This window comes from Pseudomonas sp. P42, from assembly GCF_017973755.1.
In the GTDB taxonomy this organism is placed as follows: Bacteria; Pseudomonadota; Gammaproteobacteria; order Pseudomonadales; family Pseudomonadaceae; genus Aquipseudomonas; species Aquipseudomonas iridis.
In genome coordinates, this window is record NZ_JACOPU010000009.1 from 53425 (window position 1) to 69942 (window position 16518).

The following is a 16518-nucleotide window of genomic DNA, read 5'->3' on the forward strand; positions in this document are numbered from 1 at the left end:
TAAAGTCTGTTCACACCCACTCAGATGAAGGAGCAACACCTTATGACCAGCCTGGTTTGCGAAATCCCTGCCGCCCCGTCGGCCATCGCCCTCATGCATTTCAGCAGTCGTCTGACGTTCGAAACCGATTGTTCCGACGTGTTCAGCAGTCTTGAGGCCGGTGCGGTCGACTTTGTGCTGGTCGATGTTCGCGGACCAGTGGCCTTCGAGCGAGGTCATATACCGGGCGCGATCAATATTCCAACGCGGCGGCTGACCGTTGAAGGTTTGGCGGGTTACCCAAAAACTACGCTGTTTGTGGTCTATTGCGCCGGCCCGCATTGCAATGGCGCGAACAAGGCTGCGGTGAAACTGGCGGCGCTGGATTACCCGGTCAAGGAGATGATCGGTGGCGTGACAGGTTGGCTCGACGAAGGTTTTCAATTGAGCGTTGAGCAAGCCGCCAAAACCGCAATCGGCTGCGAATGCTGATCCCATTGTAGGAGCTGCCGCAGGCTGCGATCTCTTGATCTTGCGGTAAAAAAACCACATCAGAAGATCACAGCCTGCGGCAGCTTCTACATGGAAATCAGCGTATTTCTGCGCTGGAAATGCTCTTGTCCTACAGTCTTTGCACCACGACGGCGCACCTGTTGACCCCGGTCAATCAGTGCGCCGAAGTTCTGTAAGTAATTGTCGCTTAAAAACAATTTGCCCTGTGCGCGCCGCCATAGACTGCCGACCACTTCGGTTTTTTGCCGCTATATGGCCATGACCGAACGCTGAATCGAAAGCTGCCAATAAAAGCCTCCGCACACAGGAGTAATAAATGAAGAAGCTAGTGATGTTCGGTGCCCTGGCACTGTCGATGTTGTCCCTGACCGCTGTGGCCGAAGACGCCAAGCCGATCCGCATCGGTATCGAAGCCGGTTATCCGCCATTCTCGATGAAAACCCCTGACGGCAAACTCACCGGTTTCGACGTGGATATCGGCGATGCGCTGTGTGAGCAGATGAAAGTCAAATGTACCTGGGTCGAGCAGGAATTCGATGGCCTGATCCCGGCGCTGAAAGTGAAGAAAATCGACGCGATCCTGTCCTCGATGACCATCACTGACGACCGCAAGAAAAACGTCGATTTCACCATCAAGTACTACCACACACCGGCCCGCTTCGTGATGAAGGCCGGCTCCAATGTCACCGATCCGCTGACCCAGCTCAAAGGCAAGAAAGTCGGTGTACTGCGCGCCAGTACCCACGACCGTTTCGCCACCGAAGTGCTGGTGCCGGCCGGGATCGATCTGGTGCGTTACGGCTCGCAGCAGGAAGCCAACCTCGACATGACGTCTGGCCGTCTGGACGCGATGCTGGCCGACTCGGTCAATCTCAGCGACGGTTTCCTGAAAACCGACGCGGGTAAAGGCTTCGAATTTGTCGGCCCGACCTACGAAGACGCCAAATACTTCGGCGGCGGCGCCGGGATTGCAGTGCGCAAGGGCGATGCGGCCCTGGCTGAGCAGTTCAACAAAGCCATCACTGAAATCCGCGCCAACGGCGAGTACAAGAAAGTGCAGGACAAGTACTTCGACTTTGACGTGTACGGCCATTAATACGCCGTAGAAAAAGTGGCCCCGTTTGCGCGGTGGCCACTTTTTTTATGCCCATGATTTATCCTGCACAACACCTTTCCAATGTAGGAGCTGCCGCAGCCTGCGGAAGCTCCTACAGAGTTCGCGGAGTTTTCTTATGCAACGCATCGACCATCTTCTGCCCTGGAGCCATTTGGGCAGCGAACGTTCCCTCAGCGTGTTTCGTTACGGCGCGGGTGCCCGCAAGGTGTACATCCAGGCCAGCCTGCACGCCGATGAACTGCCGGGCATGCGCACCGCGTGGGAACTCAAGCAACGCCTGAATGCACTAGAAGCGCAGGGTCGTTTGCAAGGTGTGATTGAACTGGTGCCGGTGGCTAACCCGATCGGACTCGATCAGCATCTGCAAGGCAATCACATGGGCCGCTTCGAATTGGGCAGCGGCAAGAACTTCAACCGTGCGTTCGTCGAACTCAGTGCGCCTGTGGCAGCGTTGGTCGGTGATCGCCTGGGTTCTGATGCCGACGCCAATATCGCGCTGATCCGCCAGACCATGCTCCAGGTCTTCGATGATCTGCCGGCCCCGGCCTCGCAACTGCAAGCCCTGCATCGTTTGTTGTTGCGCCACGCTTGCGATGCCGATATCACCCTCGATCTGCACTGCGATTTCGAAGCCTCAATCCACCTGTATGCGTTGCCCCAGCACTGGCCGCAGTGGCAGTCATTGGCGGCGCGCTTGAAGGCTGGCGTGGCGTTGTTGTGTGAAGATTCCGGCGGCAGTTCGTTCGATGAATCCTGTTCGACGCCGTGGCTGCGTCTGGCACGAGCCTTCCCGGACGCGGCAATTCCAGCGGCCAACCTCGCGACCACGCTGGAGCTGGGCAGCATGGGCGATACCCGGGTCGACCAGGCGCAGGCCAATTGCGAAGCGATTCTCGGGTTTCTGGCGGAGCAGGGTTTCATCAGCGGTGAGTGGCCGGCGGCGCCAGGCGAATGCTGCGAAGGCATGCCATTCGAAGGCACCGAATACCTCTTCGCGCCGCACCATGGTGTGGTGAGTTTTCTGCGCTCGGCGGGCGAGTGGGTAGAGCAGGGGGATGCGTTGTTCGAGGTGGTGGATCCATTGCAAGATCGCGTCACCACCGTGTGTGCAGGAACCAGCGGGGTGTTGTTTGCGATTGATCGCGGGCGTTACACCGAGCCGGGGATCTGGCAAGCGAAAGTGGCGGGGCGGGTACCGTTTCGCACGGGTAAATTGACTAACGACTGACCGATTTTTGCTGTATTTGCTGGCCTCATCGCTGGCAAGCCAGCTCCCACAAGGTTATGTGAGCACCATAGATCCCTGTGGGAGCTGGCTTGCCAGCGATGGCGGCATCAGCGGCACCACAACATTTGGATCCTCGCTTCAGGATGTTAGGCTCCCCCCTAACCCTGCACCCGGTGAAGGAAGATTTATGTTGAAGGCGTTTGCTTTGCTGACCCTCCTGGCGTCCACCGCCGCTCATGCTCAAATCACACTGCAATCCGATCTGCCGCTCAAGTACATCGAACAGGTTCACCCTGACGCCGATCCACGTCCGTTGGTGATTTTCCTGCACGGTTACGGCAGCAATGAAGCCGATCTGATCGGCATGAAATTTCAGCTGCCGGCGCAGTACAACTACCTCTCGGTGCAGGCACCGCTGACGTTAGGCGAAGGGCGTTTCCAGTGGTTTCGCAAGAAAGGCGAAGGTGCCTACAACGGCGAGACCGATGATCTGAAAGTCAGCGGCCAGAAACTTCGGGATTTTGTAGCGCAAGCGGCGAAGAAATATCACGCTGCCCCGGACAAGGTGTACCTGATCGGGTTCAGCCAGGGCGCGATGATGACCTACGAGGTGGGCCTGCGACCACCCGTGGCGGTGGGCGGTATTGCAGCGTTGAGCGGGCGTTTATTGCCGGTGTTGAAGGCAGAGCTGAAGACAGGGCAACAACCGCTGCCGCTGAGCATTTTCATCGGTCACGGCACGGCCGATGATCCAGTGCCGTATCACCTCGGTACTGAGGCCAATGCATTACTCCAGAAACTGGATTACAAACCGCAGTTTCACGCGTATCCCGGCGTCGGCCACAGCATCAGTGCGGCCGAACTGCGGGACTTGAACGCCTGGTTGCAACAGCTCAATCCTTGAGGATGGTCTTCACCAGCGCATCGTGACCCTTCTTGTCGCTGACCCGGGAGATCACCTGAACCAGCGCCATGCGTGTGCCGGAACCCGCCATCAACGTCGTGTTGAGGGTTTGGCCGCCGCCCTGGCTGGCGGTGCTGTCGACCTGACGCAATCCCAGGCCAGTGCCTTTCTGGGTCAGGCTTTTTTCACTGAGTTTGTTGAAGTCCGGTAGCGCTTTGCGCTGGGCTTCGATGAAATCTGACACGCTGGCGTCCAGGAACTCGCTGTCGTTGTCCTTGACGTTGTTGCCTTCGGGGATCTGGTTTTCTGCGGCGATGACCACGGTTTTGCTGGTCTGGTTGGTGTACATCGTGCCCGTGGCACCGGTCGGACTTGCCGGCAGCGGTTCGGCAACGAAGCCTTTGGGCAGGGTGAAGGCGAATTTGCCGCCCAGCATCGAAACCTTCTCGGTGGCGGTTTTTTCCTTGGCCTTGGCGGCCTGAGCGTTGATGGCGCCGAGACCGGCAACCGCCGCCAGCAACAGGACGACGGCTTTCTTGCTCAACAATGTCATTCGAATCTCCGGGAAGTGGTCATGCCAGGCGGGCGATCATCCCACGCAGCGCCTCGGCACTCCAGCACGTCTCGTCAGGCTTGCGGCTGCGGTGCCGGTTTGGCCAGCAGTTTGCGCGTGACGCCAAGCATGGCCACTGACACGGCAACGCCAATAGCAAATCCGCTGAAGCCCAGGCTTGGCAAGGTCAGTGCCGACACCAGACAGAACGCCGAAAACGAGTACATCCCGGTCGCCGTCGCGCGCAACAATGCCGCGGTAAACTCGGGGCCGCGGGTCTGCTGGGAAAACACCGCCATGACACTGCCGAGCACCGGGAAGACTGCCAGCAGTCCGCTCCAGCGTTCGCCGACGGTGCTGGCCAGCATCGTCACCAGCAGCGTCAACGCCGCACCGGCGATCATCCGCCAGATCAGTTTGTCCGACTTTGGCGCCGAGCGATTGAGCACCGGTTGCACCTTGGGAAACAGGTAGGGCGCCGCCAATAAAGCAACGGCGGCCGCCCCTATAGAAAACGGCAGCGACGCCGGGATCAGCGACAAGACCAACGCCAGCGTCGCCCAGACCGCCAGCGAAGCGCTCAGCGCCCACGGCCAGTTCGCCTTCTGCGCGACCTGCGCGTACGTGATGCAGAAGGCGATCATGGCGAACATCGCCGACAACGCGGCCACTGCTGACTGCGCGGCAAACTGCGGCCCCTGTTCGATCGCCAGGAAAAACAGAATCGGCCCGACCACCACCGGCAAACCCGACAGCCAACCGGCGACGCTAGGCCCCCAGCGCTTGCCGGCCAATGAGATCAGCAGCAAAAAACCGGGAATCAGCAGCAGTTTGAGGATCAGCACGCGGGTGTCTCCGTCAGTGAGAGACGGCCACGGTAGCATTGCTGCACGTACATTGCTGCAGATGCGTGCAATTTTTGTATACAAGATTTTTGGTCTGATATCCGGCTATGCTTTGCTTATGAGGGATTCGCAGAGTCGATGACGTAATGAGCCGATCAGAAAATGTTTTGCGTGGGTGCTGTGCCATAAGCTTTTGGGCCTTGCTGGTGGCGCCTGTCTGGGCCAACTGGCAGGACGAAGTGCCCGGCGCCAGGATCATTGGTACCGGCGATTTCAGTGTGTTCGGTTTCGACGTTTATAACGCACGGCTGTGGAGTGCCGCGCAGCCTCTGGCAGACGGGCAGCCTTTTGCCCTGGAGTTGATCTACCAGCGCAAGATTTCTCGCGACGATCTGGTCGAAGCCAGCGTTGATGAAATCAAACGTCTGAATGGAGCCTCCGTCACCCCGGCACAACTGACCGGCTGGCAGGCACAGATGCAGCAGGCGTTCGTCGATGTTCAGGCCGGCACCCGTATCACCGGGGTGTATTTGCCGGGGCAGGGCGCACGTTTTTTTGTCGGTCAGCAGTTGCAGCATGAGATCGATGACCCGCAGTTTGCCCGAGCGTTTTTTGATATCTGGTTGAATCCGCGTACGCGCAATCCCGAACTGCGCCAGCAATTGCTGGGCGTGACGGGATCTTGAGCTCTCGTCAACGAGGTCGAAACGCCTGAGCTGAGTTTTCGACTGGTTTACGAATGTGCGGGTGAAACTCAGCTTGCCCGAAATCGCTACTACACCGTTCTGCCCGCCGGAAGTGGCCGGTAGTGTCACGGTTGATCCCAATACTGCATCAATCAAGGCTTCAAGCCGTCGCTGTCGGTGATCAGCGATGCCGCATAACCTTTATCTGTGCACGTCCATCTTGCAGACGCGGAGGATCGGCAAGGGTCTGCTCCTCTCATCCGGTTGCCTCTTGCCGCTGGCGATGTAATCAGCGAGCATGCAAGGAGTATAGGGGTAGGGGGTATAGGTATGTCGCACATTCATGAACACAAAGATGAACTGCTCAACCGCGTCCGGCGCATTGCCGGTCAGGTTCAAGCGGTGGAAAAAGCGCTCGAAGGTGATGCCGATTGCGCCAAGACCCTGCATCTGGTCGCTGCGATTCGGGGGGCGGTCAACGGCTTGATGGAGCAATTCATTGAAGCTCACACCCGTGAGCACGTCGCGCACCCCGACCTCAGTGACGAAGCGCGCGCACAAGGTGCCGAAGACTTGCTTCTGGCTATCCGCCGTTATTCCAAATAGAGCGCCAACATCATGAATCTGACTCCACAGATTGATCGCCACAGCCACGATCACCAGTTTCTCGGCGCCTCTCACGATGAAAACGCCCGTCGCACACTTTGGGTGGTCGCGCTGACGTTTGTAATGATGATCGGCGAGATTGCCGCCGGTTATATCACTGGCTCCATGGCATTGCTGGCCGACGGTTTTCATATGGCGACCCATGCCGGCGCGTTGGGTATTGCCGCTGCGGCCTATGGTTTTGCCCGGCGCAATGCCAACAACAAGCGCTACAGCTTCGGCACCGGCAAGGTCGGTGATCTGGCCGGTTTCGCCTCGGCCATGGTGCTGGGGCTGGTATCGCTGGGCATTGCCGGCGAGTCGATCCTGCGCCTGTTCCAGCCGACCACCGTGGCGTTTGGCGAGGCGACAGTGATTGCCGTTGTGGGGCTGGCGGTCAATCTGGTCAGCGCCTTTGTGTTGATGGGCCACCACGGGCATGACCACGGCCATCATCATGACCATGCTCACGAACATGGCGGTCATCACCATCACGACAACAACCTGCGTTCAGCCTACGTTCATGTGCTGGCCGATGCATTGACTTCGGTACTGGCGATTGCCGCGTTGCTGGCTGGCCGGTATCTCGGCTGGGTCTGGCTGGATCCGGTGATGGGTATTGTCGGCGCCATCGTCATTGCCAAATGGGCGTTCAACCTGATGCGTGACAGCTCCGCTGTGTTGCTTGACGCCACCGATGAGCCGGTGGCTGCCGAAATCCGCGAGCTGCTGGAAACCTCGGGCGACGTGCGGATCAGCGATCTCCACGTCTGGCAGGTTGGCCCGCAAGCACGGGCGGCGATTGTCAGCGTGGTAGCGAGTGCAGGGGTTACCGCAGAAGCCGTTCGCGCACGGCTGGCACCGGTGCATGAGCTGTCGCACTTGACCATCGAACTGCACAGCGCTTAATTCTTCACTTCAGTGAACAGTGGAATCCGCCCATTGAGGGACGGGCGGTAGTGCCAGCTCAGGTGTTCCAGTTCAATGCCGTGAGTGAGAATTTCCTGCACCGTCGCGCTGGCAATATTCATGGCGAGCGCTTGTCCCGGACATTGATGTCGACCGCTGCCAAAGCTCAGACTGCGGCGGTTTGGGCGATCCAGTAGAAACTGGTCAGGGTTGTCGTTCAGGGCCGGATCGCGGTTGGCCGAGGCCAGCAGCACCAGAATCACCGCGCCAGCCTCGACGCGCACACCATCGATTTCGCAGGATGCGGCGACAAAGCGCCGGGTGTTCTGTACCGACGGGTCGAAGCGCTGGAGTTCACTCAGCAAGGCTTCCACTGATTCGCCACGCAACTCGGGCTGACGATGTAACGCCAGCAGCGCATTGCCGATCAGCCCCGCGCAGGCTTCAAACGTCTGCGAGCAGAGGCCGATCAGGTTGGCGATCAGGTTTTCTTCATCCCCTTCAAAGCGCTGCCTGATACCTGCAAGCAAAGAACGGTTCACCGCGGGCTCGGCCAACAACTCGATGAACTGCCCGCGCAACTGTTCGGCGGCGACATGGGCAGCCGCCAGTTGCACGTCGGTGCTCAGTGGCGACAGGCACGCCGAAAAATCCGCCGTCAGCGCACTGATCGTCCGACTCTGCGCCGGAGAAAACCCGAGCAACGCTGCCACCACCGACACCGGACCGCGGAACATGGCTTTGTACAAGCCGTCCGCATCCGTGCTGAGCAGTCGTGCGTTGACTCGCGCCCGGACTTCGTTCTGATCGATCAGCCCCAGTGGCAGCTCGAATGCCGAACGTGGGCAGCGCTGGCGTTCGCCGTCGTTCATCCGCATCAGGTGGCCGAAGACCTTGCCGGCCATGCCCCGGGCAATCGCTTTGGGCACCGGCTCCAGCGCTGGCCGCACCCGGCAGTCTGGATGAGCCAATACCGCGCAGACGGCGCGAGCGCTGCTGGCGACCCACAGTCTCAGTTCGGGATCAAAGGTCAGTCCGCCCATGCTGCGTAGTTTTGCGTAGTAGGGATAAGGATCGGCGTGAGTCACAGCGATGATCGGGTCCATGGTTCGCAGCCTTGTCGATGAGGAAAGTGTTGCTACTATCTGCAGTCCGTAACGGCGATGATTCGTCGGGGAGCGAAATATGCACGCAGAACATCAAGACATCGGCGTCTCGCAGGTGGCCGCCGCCATCGCCGAGCCGGCGCGGACGAAAATCCTCTGCTCGCTGATGGACGGCCACGCTCGCACCAGCACCGAGCTGGCAGCCGTTGCTGAAGTCAGCGCCTCCACCGCCAGTGCGCACCTGGCCAAACTCAAGGATCTGGCGCTTGTGCGTCTGCATGTTCAAGGTCGCCATCGGTATTACAGCCTCGCCGACAAACGCGTCGCACAGGCGCTGGAAGCGTTGATGGTGATCAGCCAGAACGCCGCGCCAACCTTCAAGCCACACACACCGGATCGCCTGCAATTCGCCCGCACGTGCTACGACCATATGGCCGGGACACTGGCGGTGATGCTGCACGACCGTTTGCTCGAAGCGGGGTGGTTGGTGGCAACCGACGAGCAGGCGTATCGCTTGAGCGACAACGGTAAGGCGCTGTTTGCGGGGTTGGGCATTGAGGTCGAGGACTTGAATGCACTGCGGCGCAAATTTGCCTGCCCGTGCCTGGACTGGAGCATGCGCCGGCCACATCTTGGCGGGTCACTGGGGGCGGCGTTGCTGCAAGCAGCGCTCAAGCGCAAGTGGGTGACGCAGGATCTGGACAGTCGGGCGTTGGCGTTGACGGCGGTGGGGCGCAAGGAAATTCGTGCGAAGTTCGGTATCGCGTTGCCGATTGAGAACAGCCAGACCAAAAGACCCCAGCCTTCGGCAACTCCGGCGGGCCGTGATCACGTGTAGAAGCTATCGCACGATGCGATCTTTTGATCTACCGACGAAGGGCACTTTTTCACCTTGAACCTGACAGGTCGACCCTATACTGTATATGCAACCAGTAAAGGGCCCGTGCCATGCAAATCATCGACAAGCTCAGCATTCTCGCCGACGCCGCCAAGTACGACGCCTCCTGCGCCAGCAGTGGCGCGCCCAAGCGCAGTTCCGAGGGCAAGAGTGGTCTGGGCTCGACCAATGGCATGGGCATTTGCCACAGCTATACGCCGGACGGGCGCTGCGTCTCGCTGCTGAAAATCCTGCTGACCAATTTCTGCCTCTACGATTGCCAATACTGCGTCAACCGCCGTTCCAGTGATGTGCCTCGCGCGCGCTTCACACCCGAGGAAGTCGTGGCGCTGACCATGGACTTCTACCGGCGTAACTGCGTCAGCGGGCTGTTTCTCAGCTCGGGGATTATCCGCTCGGCCGACTACACCATGGAGCAGCTGGTTCGAGTGGCCAAATTGCTCCGCGAAGAGCACGAGTTTCGCGGCTACATCCACCTCAAGACCATTCCCGAAGCTGACCCTGCATTGATCGCGGAGGCCGGGCGCTACGCTGATCGCCTGAGCGTCAACATCGAGCTGCCAACCGATGCCAGCCTGCAAATCCTCGCACCGGAAAAGCACATCGGTTCGATCAAGCAGGCGATGCAGACCATCTACACCGGCGAGCAGACCGTACTCAACGAGCCTCGTGCGCCAAAGTTCGCACCGGCCGGACAAAGCACGCAGATGATTGTCGGCGCCGATGACACCGACGACAGCACCATCCTCCATGGCGCCCAGGCCTTGTACGGTAACTTCCGGCTGCGCCGGGTCTACTACTCGGCGTTCAGTCCGATCCCCGACAGCCCGAAAAGCGTGCCACTGGCTGCACCGCCGCTGATGCGCGAGCATCGCCTGTATCAGGCTGATTTTCTGTTGCGCAGCTACGGCTACAGCGCCGGCGAGTTGCTCAAGGGGCCGGGAAACCTGGCGTTGGACATTGACCCGAAACTGGCGTGGGCGCTTCAGAATCGCGAGGTATTCCCGCTGGATCTGAACAGCGCTGAACCCTCGTTGATCGCGCGTATTCCCGGCATTGGCCTGCGCACCACGGAACGTCTGGTGGAGTTGCGTCGGCAGCGGCGCATCCGTTACGAAGATGTGGCGCGCATGCGCTGTGTGCTGGCCAAGGCCAAGCCGTTCATCATCACCAGCGATTACCACCCGCAGCAGGCCGAGGTCACCAGTCAATTGCTCTATCAGCAATTGCGCGATCGGCCGATGCCGCAGCAGATGGGGTTGTGGGTATGATCAATCTCGATTGCGACGACCTGTTCGATACCTGGCGCCAGCAGGCACGCTGGCTGCTTAGCCATGAAGTCGACCCGAGTGTGGTGAGCTGGGCCAGCGAGGGCGTCAGTGATCTGTTCGCCAGTGAGCATCAAATCCCCGAAGGGCAGGGGCCGTTTCAGGCGCGAATTCCGCGTGCATTGCTCGATACGCTTGGGCAAGCCGCACAATATCGTGGCGACCAGCGCTGGAGTCTCTTGTACGAAGTGTTGTGGCGGGTCAGCCACGGCGATCGCACGGCGATGATGGCTGGGGACAAGCTGGGCAGCGAGTTACAGCGGCGGATCAAGCAAGTACGCCGCGAAGCCCACCACCTGCATGCTTTCGTGCGCTTCATTGAGCGGCCGACGGATTTGCCCGGCCCGCAATATGTGGCGTGGCACGAACCGGCGCACGACATCCTGCACAGCGCCAGCGAGCATTTCGTCGCGCGCATGGGCCGGCACCGTTGGTTGATCGCGACCCCGCGTGATGGCGTTTATTTCGATGGTGAACAACTGATCCATGAGCGCCAATGCCCGGTGGAATGGCAGCAAATGGCGCAGAACGTCGACGATCCGCACGGCAATCTGTGGTTGACCTATTACAGCCACATCTTCAACCCGGCGCGGCTGAACCCGAAAGTGATGCAGGGCCATTTGCCGGTGCGATTCTGGAAAAATCTGCCGGAGGGGGAATTGATCCCCGGACTGATCACGCAAGCGCGGATGGGCAAGCAGCAGAATGGGCAGGCGAGCGGGATTGCCGGGCGTTCCGGGAAACGGATTGCGCTTAAATAAAAGATCGCTCTAAATAAAAAACCCCCACCGGTTTCCCGGTGGGGGCTTTTGAACATCAGCAACCGTCAGATCAAACCTTGACGATCCAGCCCGCTGGCGCTTCGATGTCGCCGGTTTGCACGCCAGTCAGCTCTTTATAGAGCTTCTGGGTAACCGGGCCGACTTCGGTTTCGCTGTGGAACACATGCAGATGGTCGTTGTAGCTGATGCCGCCGATCGGGGTGATCACCGCCGCAGTGCCGCAGGCGCCGGCTTCCTTGAAGTCAGCCAGTTTGTCGATCAGCACATCGCCTTCAACCACTTCCAGGCCCAGACGCGTTTTCGCCAGCTCGATCAGCGAAAGACGGGTGATGCCCGGCAGTACCGAGGGCGAGCTCGGGGTCACGAACTTGTTGTCGTGGGTGATCCCGAAGAAGTTGGCCGAGCCGACTTCTTCGATTTTGGTGTGGGTCATCGGGTCCAGATAGATCGCGTCAGCGAAGTTGGCTTTCTTGGCTTTCGAGCCCGGCATCAGGCTGGCCGCGTAGTTGCCGCCGACCTTGGCTGCACCGGTGCCTTGTGGGGCGGCGCGGTCGTAGCTGGAAATCTGGAAGTTGTGCGGGGTCAGGCCGCCCTTGAAGTAGGCGCCGACCGGGATGCAGAAGATCGAGAAGATAAACTCGGGCGCAGTGCGCACGCCGATGTTGTCACCCACGCCGATCACGAACGGACGCAGGTACAGCGCGCCGCCGGTGCCGTATGGCGGAATGAAACGCTCGTTGGCACGAACCACTTCTTTGCAGGCTTCGATGAACTGCTCGGTTTCGACCATCGGCATCAGCAGACGCGCGCAGCTGCGTTGCATGCGCAGGGCGTTCTGGTCCGGGCGGAACAGGTTGATCGAACCGTCCTTGCAACGATAGGCCTTCATGCCTTCGAAGCACTGCTGACCATAGTGAAGGGCAGTCGAGCCTTCGCTGATGTGCAGCACGTTGTCTTCGGTCAGGGTGCCTTTGTCCCACTCGCCATCGCGAAAGTACGACAGATAGCGCTTGTCGGTCTTGATGTAGTCAAAACCCAGCTTGTCCCAATTGATGCTTTCGTTACCCATGACACCCTCTATCACTGAACAACCGTCGAAACGGTTCAAGGCTTCTGACGTTTTTTGGATGGGCACAACAATACTTCATTCTTGAGCGGTTTCGCAGCCCGGACTATCGGATGACAGACAGATAATTCGTGTTGCCCTCAGGAATTCGCGAGCAGGCTCGCTCCCACAGGTAGAACCCATTTCAAATGTGGGAGCGAGCCTGCTCGCGAAGGGGCCTTCATGGCCATCCGCAAAAGTCCTGAATTACAGATGCAACGCATGCCCCAAAGCACGCAACGCCGCTTCCTGCACCGCTTCACCCAAGGTCGGATGCGCATGAATGGTGCCGCCGATGTCTTCCAGCCGCGCGCCCATTTCCAGGCTCTGCGCGAACGCCGTGGACAACTCCGAAACCCCGACACCCACCGCCTGCCAACCGACAATCAGATGATTGTCGCGACGCGCAACCACCCGCACGAAGCCGGTTTTCGATTCCAGGGTCATTGCCCGGCCATTGGCGGCGAACGGGAAGCTGGAAACGATGCAGTCGAGCCCGGCAGTTTTGGCCTCGTCCGGCGTCTTGCCGACCACCACCAGTTCCGGGTCGGTAAAGCACACGGCAGCGATGGCTGTCGGGTTGAATTCGCGGTTTTTGCCGCTGATCAGCTCGGCAACCATCTCGCCTTGCGCCATGGCGCGATGGGCCAGCATCGGCTCGCCGCTGAGGTCGCCGATAGCGTAGACATTGCGCATGCTGGTCTGGCAGCGGCTGTCGATCTTGATCGCCGAGCCGTTCATGTCCAGATTCAATGCTTCGAGGTTCCAGCCTTGCGTATTCGGTTTGCGACCGACGGCCACCAGCACCTGATCCGTTTCCAGATTCAGGGTGTCGCCGTTTGGATCACGCACCTGCAACGTACCGTCGAAACCCAGTACGCTGTGGTTCAGATACAGTTTCACGCCCAGTTGCTTCAGCGCTTCATGCACCGGTTGCGTCAGCTCAGCGTCATAAGCCGGCAGAATGCGTTCCTGCGCCTCGACCACGCTGACTTCAGCGCCAAGCTTGCGATAAGCAATGCCCAGCTCCAGACCGATATAACCACCGCCGACCACGACGAGGCGTTTCGGCACGCTTTTCGGCGCCAGCGCTTCGGTGGAGGAGATGATCGGTCCGCCAATCGGCAGGATCGGCAGGTTGACACTGGTCGAACCGGTGGCCAGCACCAGATGCTCGCAATGAATGCGCGTGTCGCCGACTTCCACGGTTTTGCCGTCGATGACTTTGGCCCAGCCGTTGATGACTTGAATCTTGTTCTTCTTCAGCAATGCGGCGACGCCAGTGGTCAGGCGATCAACAATGCTGTCCTTCCACTCGACGCTTTTGCTGATATCGAGGGTCGGCGCCGAAACGCTGATACCCAGTGCCGAATGCTGGTTGTGCTGCTGGGTCTGATGAAACTGCTCAGCCACATGGATAAGCGCTTTCGAGGGAATGCAGCCGATGTTCAAGCAAGTGCCGCCCAGCGATTGGCCTTCGACCAGAATGGTCTGAATGCCCAGTTGCCCGGCGCGAATCGCCGTGATGTAGCCGCCGGGGCCGCCGCCAATGATCAGCAGCGTGGTGTTCAAGGTTTGCATTGCATCACTCCACAAACAGCGTTGCGGGTTGTTCGAGCAGGCCGCGAATGGCCTGGATGAAGAGCGCCGCGTCCATGCCATCGACCACGCGGTGATCGAAGGAGCTGGAGAGGTTCATCATCTTGCGGATCACTACCTGGCCTTTGACGACCATCGGACGTTCGACGATTTTGTTGACGCCGACGATGGCCACCTCAGGCAGATTCAGCACCGGCGTGCTGACGATGCCGCCCAGCGCACCGAGGCTGGTCAGGGTGATGCTTGAGCCGGACAGTTCATCGCGGCTGGCCTTGCCATTGCGCGCGGCGTTGGCCAGGCGCGAGATTTCTGCAGCGCTGTCCCACAGGCTGCGCGCTTCGGCGTGACGCACCACCGGCACCATCAGGCCGACATCGCTTTGCGTGGCGACCCCGACATGCACGGCGCCGAGGCGAGTGATGACTTGGGCTTCGTCGTCGTAACGGGCGTTCATCTGCGGGAAGTCGCGCAGGGCCACCACCAATGCGCGGACGAGGAACGGCAGCAAGGTCAACTTGCCGCGGCTGGCGCCGTGTTTTTCGTTCAAATGCGCGCGCAGTTCTTCAATCGCGGTGACGTCGATTTCTTCCACGTAGCTGAAGTGCGCGGCACGTTGAGTGGCGTCTTGCATGCGCTGGGCGATCTTGCGGCGCATGCCGATCACTTGAATCTGTTCTTCGTCGTTGCGCTGGGCATAAGCGGCGGCGACTGGCGCTTGAGCGTTGGACTGACATTGCGCCAGATAGGCATCGAGGTCTTCGTGCAATACGCGACCGGCCGGGCCACTGCCACGCACCAGACGCAATTGAATGCCCAGATCCAGCGCATGTTTGCGCACGGCCGGGGAGGCCAGCGGACGCTCATTCGCCTCACGGGCAACCATCGGGCCCTGACAAACGGCAGCCGAGCGCGGTGCAGCGGCGGCGGGTTTGGTCTCTACGACAGCTTCGGCTTTCGGTGCAGCAGGTTCCTTGACAGTAACCGGAGCCGGCGCCGCCGACTCTTTCAGATTGCCCGCGCCTTCCACTTCAATGCTGATCAGCACGCTGCCGACCGCCATCACTTCACCCGGCTGACCACCGAGCGCAATCACCTTGCCATGCACCGGCGACGGAATATCGACCATCGCCTTGTCGGTCATGACATCGGCCAGCACCTGATCTTCAACCACCAGATCGCCAACCTTGACGTGCCATTGCGACAGTTCTACTTCTGCGATGCCTTCGCCAATGTCTGGCATCTTGATAACGTGCGTGCCCATTCAGACCTCCATGACCCGTTTCAAAGCCGCGCCCACTCGGGACGGGCCAGGGAAATACGCCCACTCTTGCGCGTGCGGGTAGGGGGTGTCCCAACCGGTGACGCGTTCGATCGGCGCTTCCAGGTGATGGAAACAGTGCTCTTGCACCAGCGACACCAACTCTGCGCCGAAACCGCAGGTGCGAGTGGCTTCGTGAACCACTACGCAGCGACCGGTTTTCTTCACCGATTTGACGATGGTTTCCAAGTCCAGCGGCCACAGGCTGCGCAGGTCGATGACTTCGGCATCGACGCCGCTTTCTTCAGCGGCCACTTGCGAGACATATACGGTGGTGCCGTAGGTCAGCACGGTCACGTCCTTGCCCGGACGGGTGATCGCGGCGACGTCCAGCGGCACGGTGTAGTAGCCGTCCGGAACCTGCGCAGCGGGGTGTTTCGACCACGGGGTTACCGGGCGGTCGTGGTGGCCGTCGAACGGGCCGTTGTACAGGCGTTTTGGTTCGAGGAAGATCACCGGGTCATCGTTTTCGATGGAGGCGATCAGCAAACCTTTGGCGTCATACGGGTTGGACGGCATGACCGTGCGCAGACCACAGACCTGAGTGAACATCGCCTCGATGCTCTGACTGTGGGTCTGGCCACCGTAGATGCCACCACCGCACGGCATGCGAAGGGTCATCGGTGCGGTGAACTCGCCAGCCGAGCGATAGCGCAGACGCGCCGCTTCGGAAATGATCTGGTCGGACGCCGGGTAGACGTAGTCGGCGAACTGGATCTCGGCCACCGGACGCAAACCGTAAGCGCCCATACCAACGGCAACGCCGACGATGCCGCTTTCGGAAATCGGTGCGTCGAACACCCGCGACGAGCCATATTTGGTCTGCAGGCCTTCGGTGCAACGGAACACGCCGCCGAAGTAACCGACGTCCTGACCGAATACCACCACGTTGTCGTCACGTTCAAGCATCACATCCATGGCCGAGCGCAGGGCCTGGATCATGGTCATGGTGGTCGTGGTCATGGCGGTTTCCAGCTGAATATTGTTGTTGTGATCGTTCATC

Annotated in this window: 17 protein-coding genes; 10 read left to right on the top strand and 7 right to left on the bottom strand. The window is 59.9% G+C overall.

Features of this window, described 5'->3' with window-relative positions; all coding sequences use genetic code 11:
- Positions 1-42: 42 nt before the first annotated feature.
- From H8B20_RS25910 to H8B20_RS25925, 4 genes are all read left to right on the top strand, one after another.
- Positions 43-471, top strand: coding sequence for a rhodanese-like domain-containing protein (locus tag H8B20_RS25910; protein WP_115146804.1), 429 nt, complete (start codon positions 43-45; stop codon positions 469-471).
- A gap of 337 nt (positions 472-808) precedes the next feature.
- Entirely contained in the window at positions 809-1588 is a 780-nt protein-coding gene (locus tag H8B20_RS25915; protein ID WP_115146805.1) for an ABC transporter substrate-binding protein, read from the top strand.
- 136 nt (positions 1589-1724) lie between these two features.
- Positions 1725-2837 carry a succinylglutamate desuccinylase/aspartoacylase family protein gene (locus tag H8B20_RS25920; protein WP_210624991.1) on the top strand — a complete coding sequence of 371 codons (1113 nt, stop codon included), beginning with the start codon at positions 1725-1727 and terminating at the stop codon, positions 2835-2837.
- Positions 2838-3024: 187 nt separating this feature from the next.
- Complete coding sequence (locus H8B20_RS25925; RefSeq protein ID WP_210624992.1) at positions 3025-3741, top strand: alpha/beta hydrolase; 717 nt, start codon at positions 3025-3027, stop codon at positions 3739-3741.
- On the opposite strand, the gene H8B20_RS25930 is transcribed toward H8B20_RS25925, so the two are convergent.
- Positions 3731-4294 (bottom strand): DcrB/PsbP domain-containing protein, encoded by a 564-nt coding sequence (locus tag H8B20_RS25930; protein WP_210624993.1) that lies wholly within the window; start codon positions 4292-4294, stop codon positions 3731-3733. The two genes, H8B20_RS25925 and H8B20_RS25930, sit on opposite strands and share 11 nt — an antisense overlap.
- Before the next feature lie 74 nt (positions 4295-4368).
- Positions 4369-5139, bottom strand: coding sequence for a hypothetical protein (locus H8B20_RS25935; protein ID WP_042559696.1), 771 nt, complete (start codon positions 5137-5139; stop codon positions 4369-4371).
- A 146-nt stretch (positions 5140-5285) separates the two neighbouring features.
- On the opposite strand from H8B20_RS25935, the gene H8B20_RS25940 reads away from it, so the two are divergent.
- The 3 genes from H8B20_RS25940 to dmeF all read left to right on the top strand — a co-directional run bounded on the left by H8B20_RS25940 (position 5286) and on the right by dmeF (position 7379).
- Positions 5286-5825 carry a chalcone isomerase family protein gene (locus H8B20_RS25940; protein ID WP_210624994.1) on the top strand — a complete coding sequence of 180 codons (540 nt, stop codon included), beginning with the start codon at positions 5286-5288 and terminating at the stop codon, positions 5823-5825.
- 330 nt (positions 5826-6155) lie between these two features.
- A complete protein-coding gene (locus tag H8B20_RS25945; protein WP_210624995.1) occupies positions 6156-6431 on the top strand; it encodes a metal/formaldehyde-sensitive transcriptional repressor in 276 nt (91 codons plus the stop codon).
- Positions 6432-6443: 12 nt separating this feature from the next.
- Positions 6444-7379: a CDF family Co(II)/Ni(II) efflux transporter DmeF gene (gene dmeF / locus H8B20_RS25950; RefSeq protein ID WP_210624996.1), complete on the top strand. Its 936-nt coding sequence runs from the start codon at positions 6444-6446 to the stop codon at positions 7377-7379.
- Here dmeF and H8B20_RS25955 read toward each other — a convergent pair.
- Positions 7376-8485: a cytochrome P450 gene (locus H8B20_RS25955; RefSeq protein WP_210624997.1), complete on the bottom strand. Its 1110-nt coding sequence runs from the start codon at positions 8483-8485 to the stop codon at positions 7376-7378. The genes dmeF and H8B20_RS25955 overlap by 4 nt on opposite strands.
- A 79-nt stretch (positions 8486-8564) precedes the next feature.
- On the opposite strand from H8B20_RS25955, the gene H8B20_RS25960 reads away from it, so the two are divergent.
- The 3 genes from H8B20_RS25960 (at position 8565) to H8B20_RS25970 (ending at position 11472) form a co-directional block, all read left to right on the top strand.
- A complete protein-coding gene (locus H8B20_RS25960; RefSeq protein ID WP_210624998.1) occupies positions 8565-9323 on the top strand; it encodes an ArsR/SmtB family transcription factor in 759 nt (252 codons plus the stop codon).
- Positions 9324-9433: 110 nt separating this feature from the next.
- Positions 9434-10654 (top strand): putative DNA modification/repair radical SAM protein, encoded by a 1221-nt coding sequence (locus H8B20_RS25965; RefSeq protein ID WP_210624999.1) that lies wholly within the window; start codon positions 9434-9436, stop codon positions 10652-10654.
- Positions 10651-11472 carry a TIGR03915 family putative DNA repair protein gene (locus tag H8B20_RS25970; protein ID WP_210625000.1) on the top strand — a complete coding sequence of 274 codons (822 nt, stop codon included), beginning with the start codon at positions 10651-10653 and terminating at the stop codon, positions 11470-11472. Before H8B20_RS25965 ends, H8B20_RS25970 begins: the two co-directional genes overlap by 4 nt.
- 70 nt (positions 11473-11542) lie before the next feature.
- Here H8B20_RS25970 and H8B20_RS25975 read toward each other — a convergent pair whose 3' ends face one another.
- The 4 genes from H8B20_RS25975 to H8B20_RS25990 form a co-directional block, all read right to left on the bottom strand.
- Complete coding sequence (locus H8B20_RS25975; RefSeq protein WP_042559687.1) at positions 11543-12562, bottom strand: branched-chain amino acid aminotransferase; 1020 nt, start codon at positions 12560-12562, stop codon at positions 11543-11545.
- A 243-nt stretch (positions 12563-12805) separates the two neighbouring features.
- Positions 12806-14179, bottom strand: coding sequence for a dihydrolipoyl dehydrogenase (lpdA, locus tag H8B20_RS25980; protein ID WP_210625001.1), 1374 nt, complete (start codon positions 14177-14179; stop codon positions 12806-12808).
- Between the two features lie 4 nt (positions 14180-14183).
- On the bottom strand, positions 14184-15458 hold the full coding sequence (locus tag H8B20_RS25985) for a dihydrolipoamide acetyltransferase family protein (protein WP_210625002.1): 1275 nt from the start codon (positions 15456-15458) through the stop codon (positions 14184-14186).
- Positions 15459-16517 (bottom strand): alpha-ketoacid dehydrogenase subunit beta, encoded by a 1059-nt coding sequence (locus tag H8B20_RS25990; protein ID WP_042559684.1) that lies wholly within the window; start codon positions 16515-16517, stop codon positions 15459-15461.
- Position 16518: the final 1 nt, after the last annotated feature.

Bases quoted from the DNA above. Each gene is read 5' to 3' on its own strand.
- H8B20_RS25910 (WP_115146804.1), top strand. From the start codon at position 43: ATGACCAGCCTGGTTTGCGAAATCCCTGCCGCCCCGTCGGCCATCGCC.
- H8B20_RS25915 (WP_115146805.1), top strand. From the start codon at position 809: ATGAAGAAGCTAGTGATGTTCGGTGCCCTGGCACTGTCGATGTTGTCC.
- H8B20_RS25920 (WP_210624991.1), top strand. From the start codon at position 1,725: ATGCAACGCATCGACCATCTTCTGCCCTGGAGCCATTTGGGCAGCGAA.
- H8B20_RS25925 (WP_210624992.1), top strand. From the start codon at position 3,025: ATGTTGAAGGCGTTTGCTTTGCTGACCCTCCTGGCGTCCACCGCCGCT.
- H8B20_RS25930 (WP_210624993.1), bottom strand. From the start codon at position 4,294: ATGACATTGTTGAGCAAGAAAGCCGTCGTCCTGTTGCTGGCGGCGGTT.
- H8B20_RS25940 (WP_210624994.1), top strand. From the start codon at position 5,286: ATGAGCCGATCAGAAAATGTTTTGCGTGGGTGCTGTGCCATAAGCTTT.
- H8B20_RS25945 (WP_210624995.1), top strand. From the start codon at position 6,156: ATGTCGCACATTCATGAACACAAAGATGAACTGCTCAACCGCGTCCGG.
- dmeF (WP_210624996.1), top strand. From the start codon at position 6,444: ATGAATCTGACTCCACAGATTGATCGCCACAGCCACGATCACCAGTTT.
- H8B20_RS25955 (WP_210624997.1), bottom strand. From the start codon at position 8,485: ATGGACCCGATCATCGCTGTGACTCACGCCGATCCTTATCCCTACTAC.
- H8B20_RS25960 (WP_210624998.1), top strand. From the start codon at position 8,565: ATGCACGCAGAACATCAAGACATCGGCGTCTCGCAGGTGGCCGCCGCC.
- H8B20_RS25965 (WP_210624999.1), top strand. From the start codon at position 9,434: ATGCAAATCATCGACAAGCTCAGCATTCTCGCCGACGCCGCCAAGTAC.
- H8B20_RS25970 (WP_210625000.1), top strand. From the start codon at position 10,651: ATGATCAATCTCGATTGCGACGACCTGTTCGATACCTGGCGCCAGCAG.
- H8B20_RS25975 (WP_042559687.1), bottom strand. From the start codon at position 12,562: ATGGGTAACGAAAGCATCAATTGGGACAAGCTGGGTTTTGACTACATC.
- lpdA (WP_210625001.1), bottom strand. From the start codon at position 14,179: ATGCAAACCTTGAACACCACGCTGCTGATCATTGGCGGCGGCCCCGGC.
- H8B20_RS25985 (WP_210625002.1), bottom strand. From the start codon at position 15,458: ATGGGCACGCACGTTATCAAGATGCCAGACATTGGCGAAGGCATCGCA.
- H8B20_RS25990 (WP_042559684.1), bottom strand. From the start codon at position 16,517: ATGAACGATCACAACAACAATATTCAGCTGGAAACCGCCATGACCACG.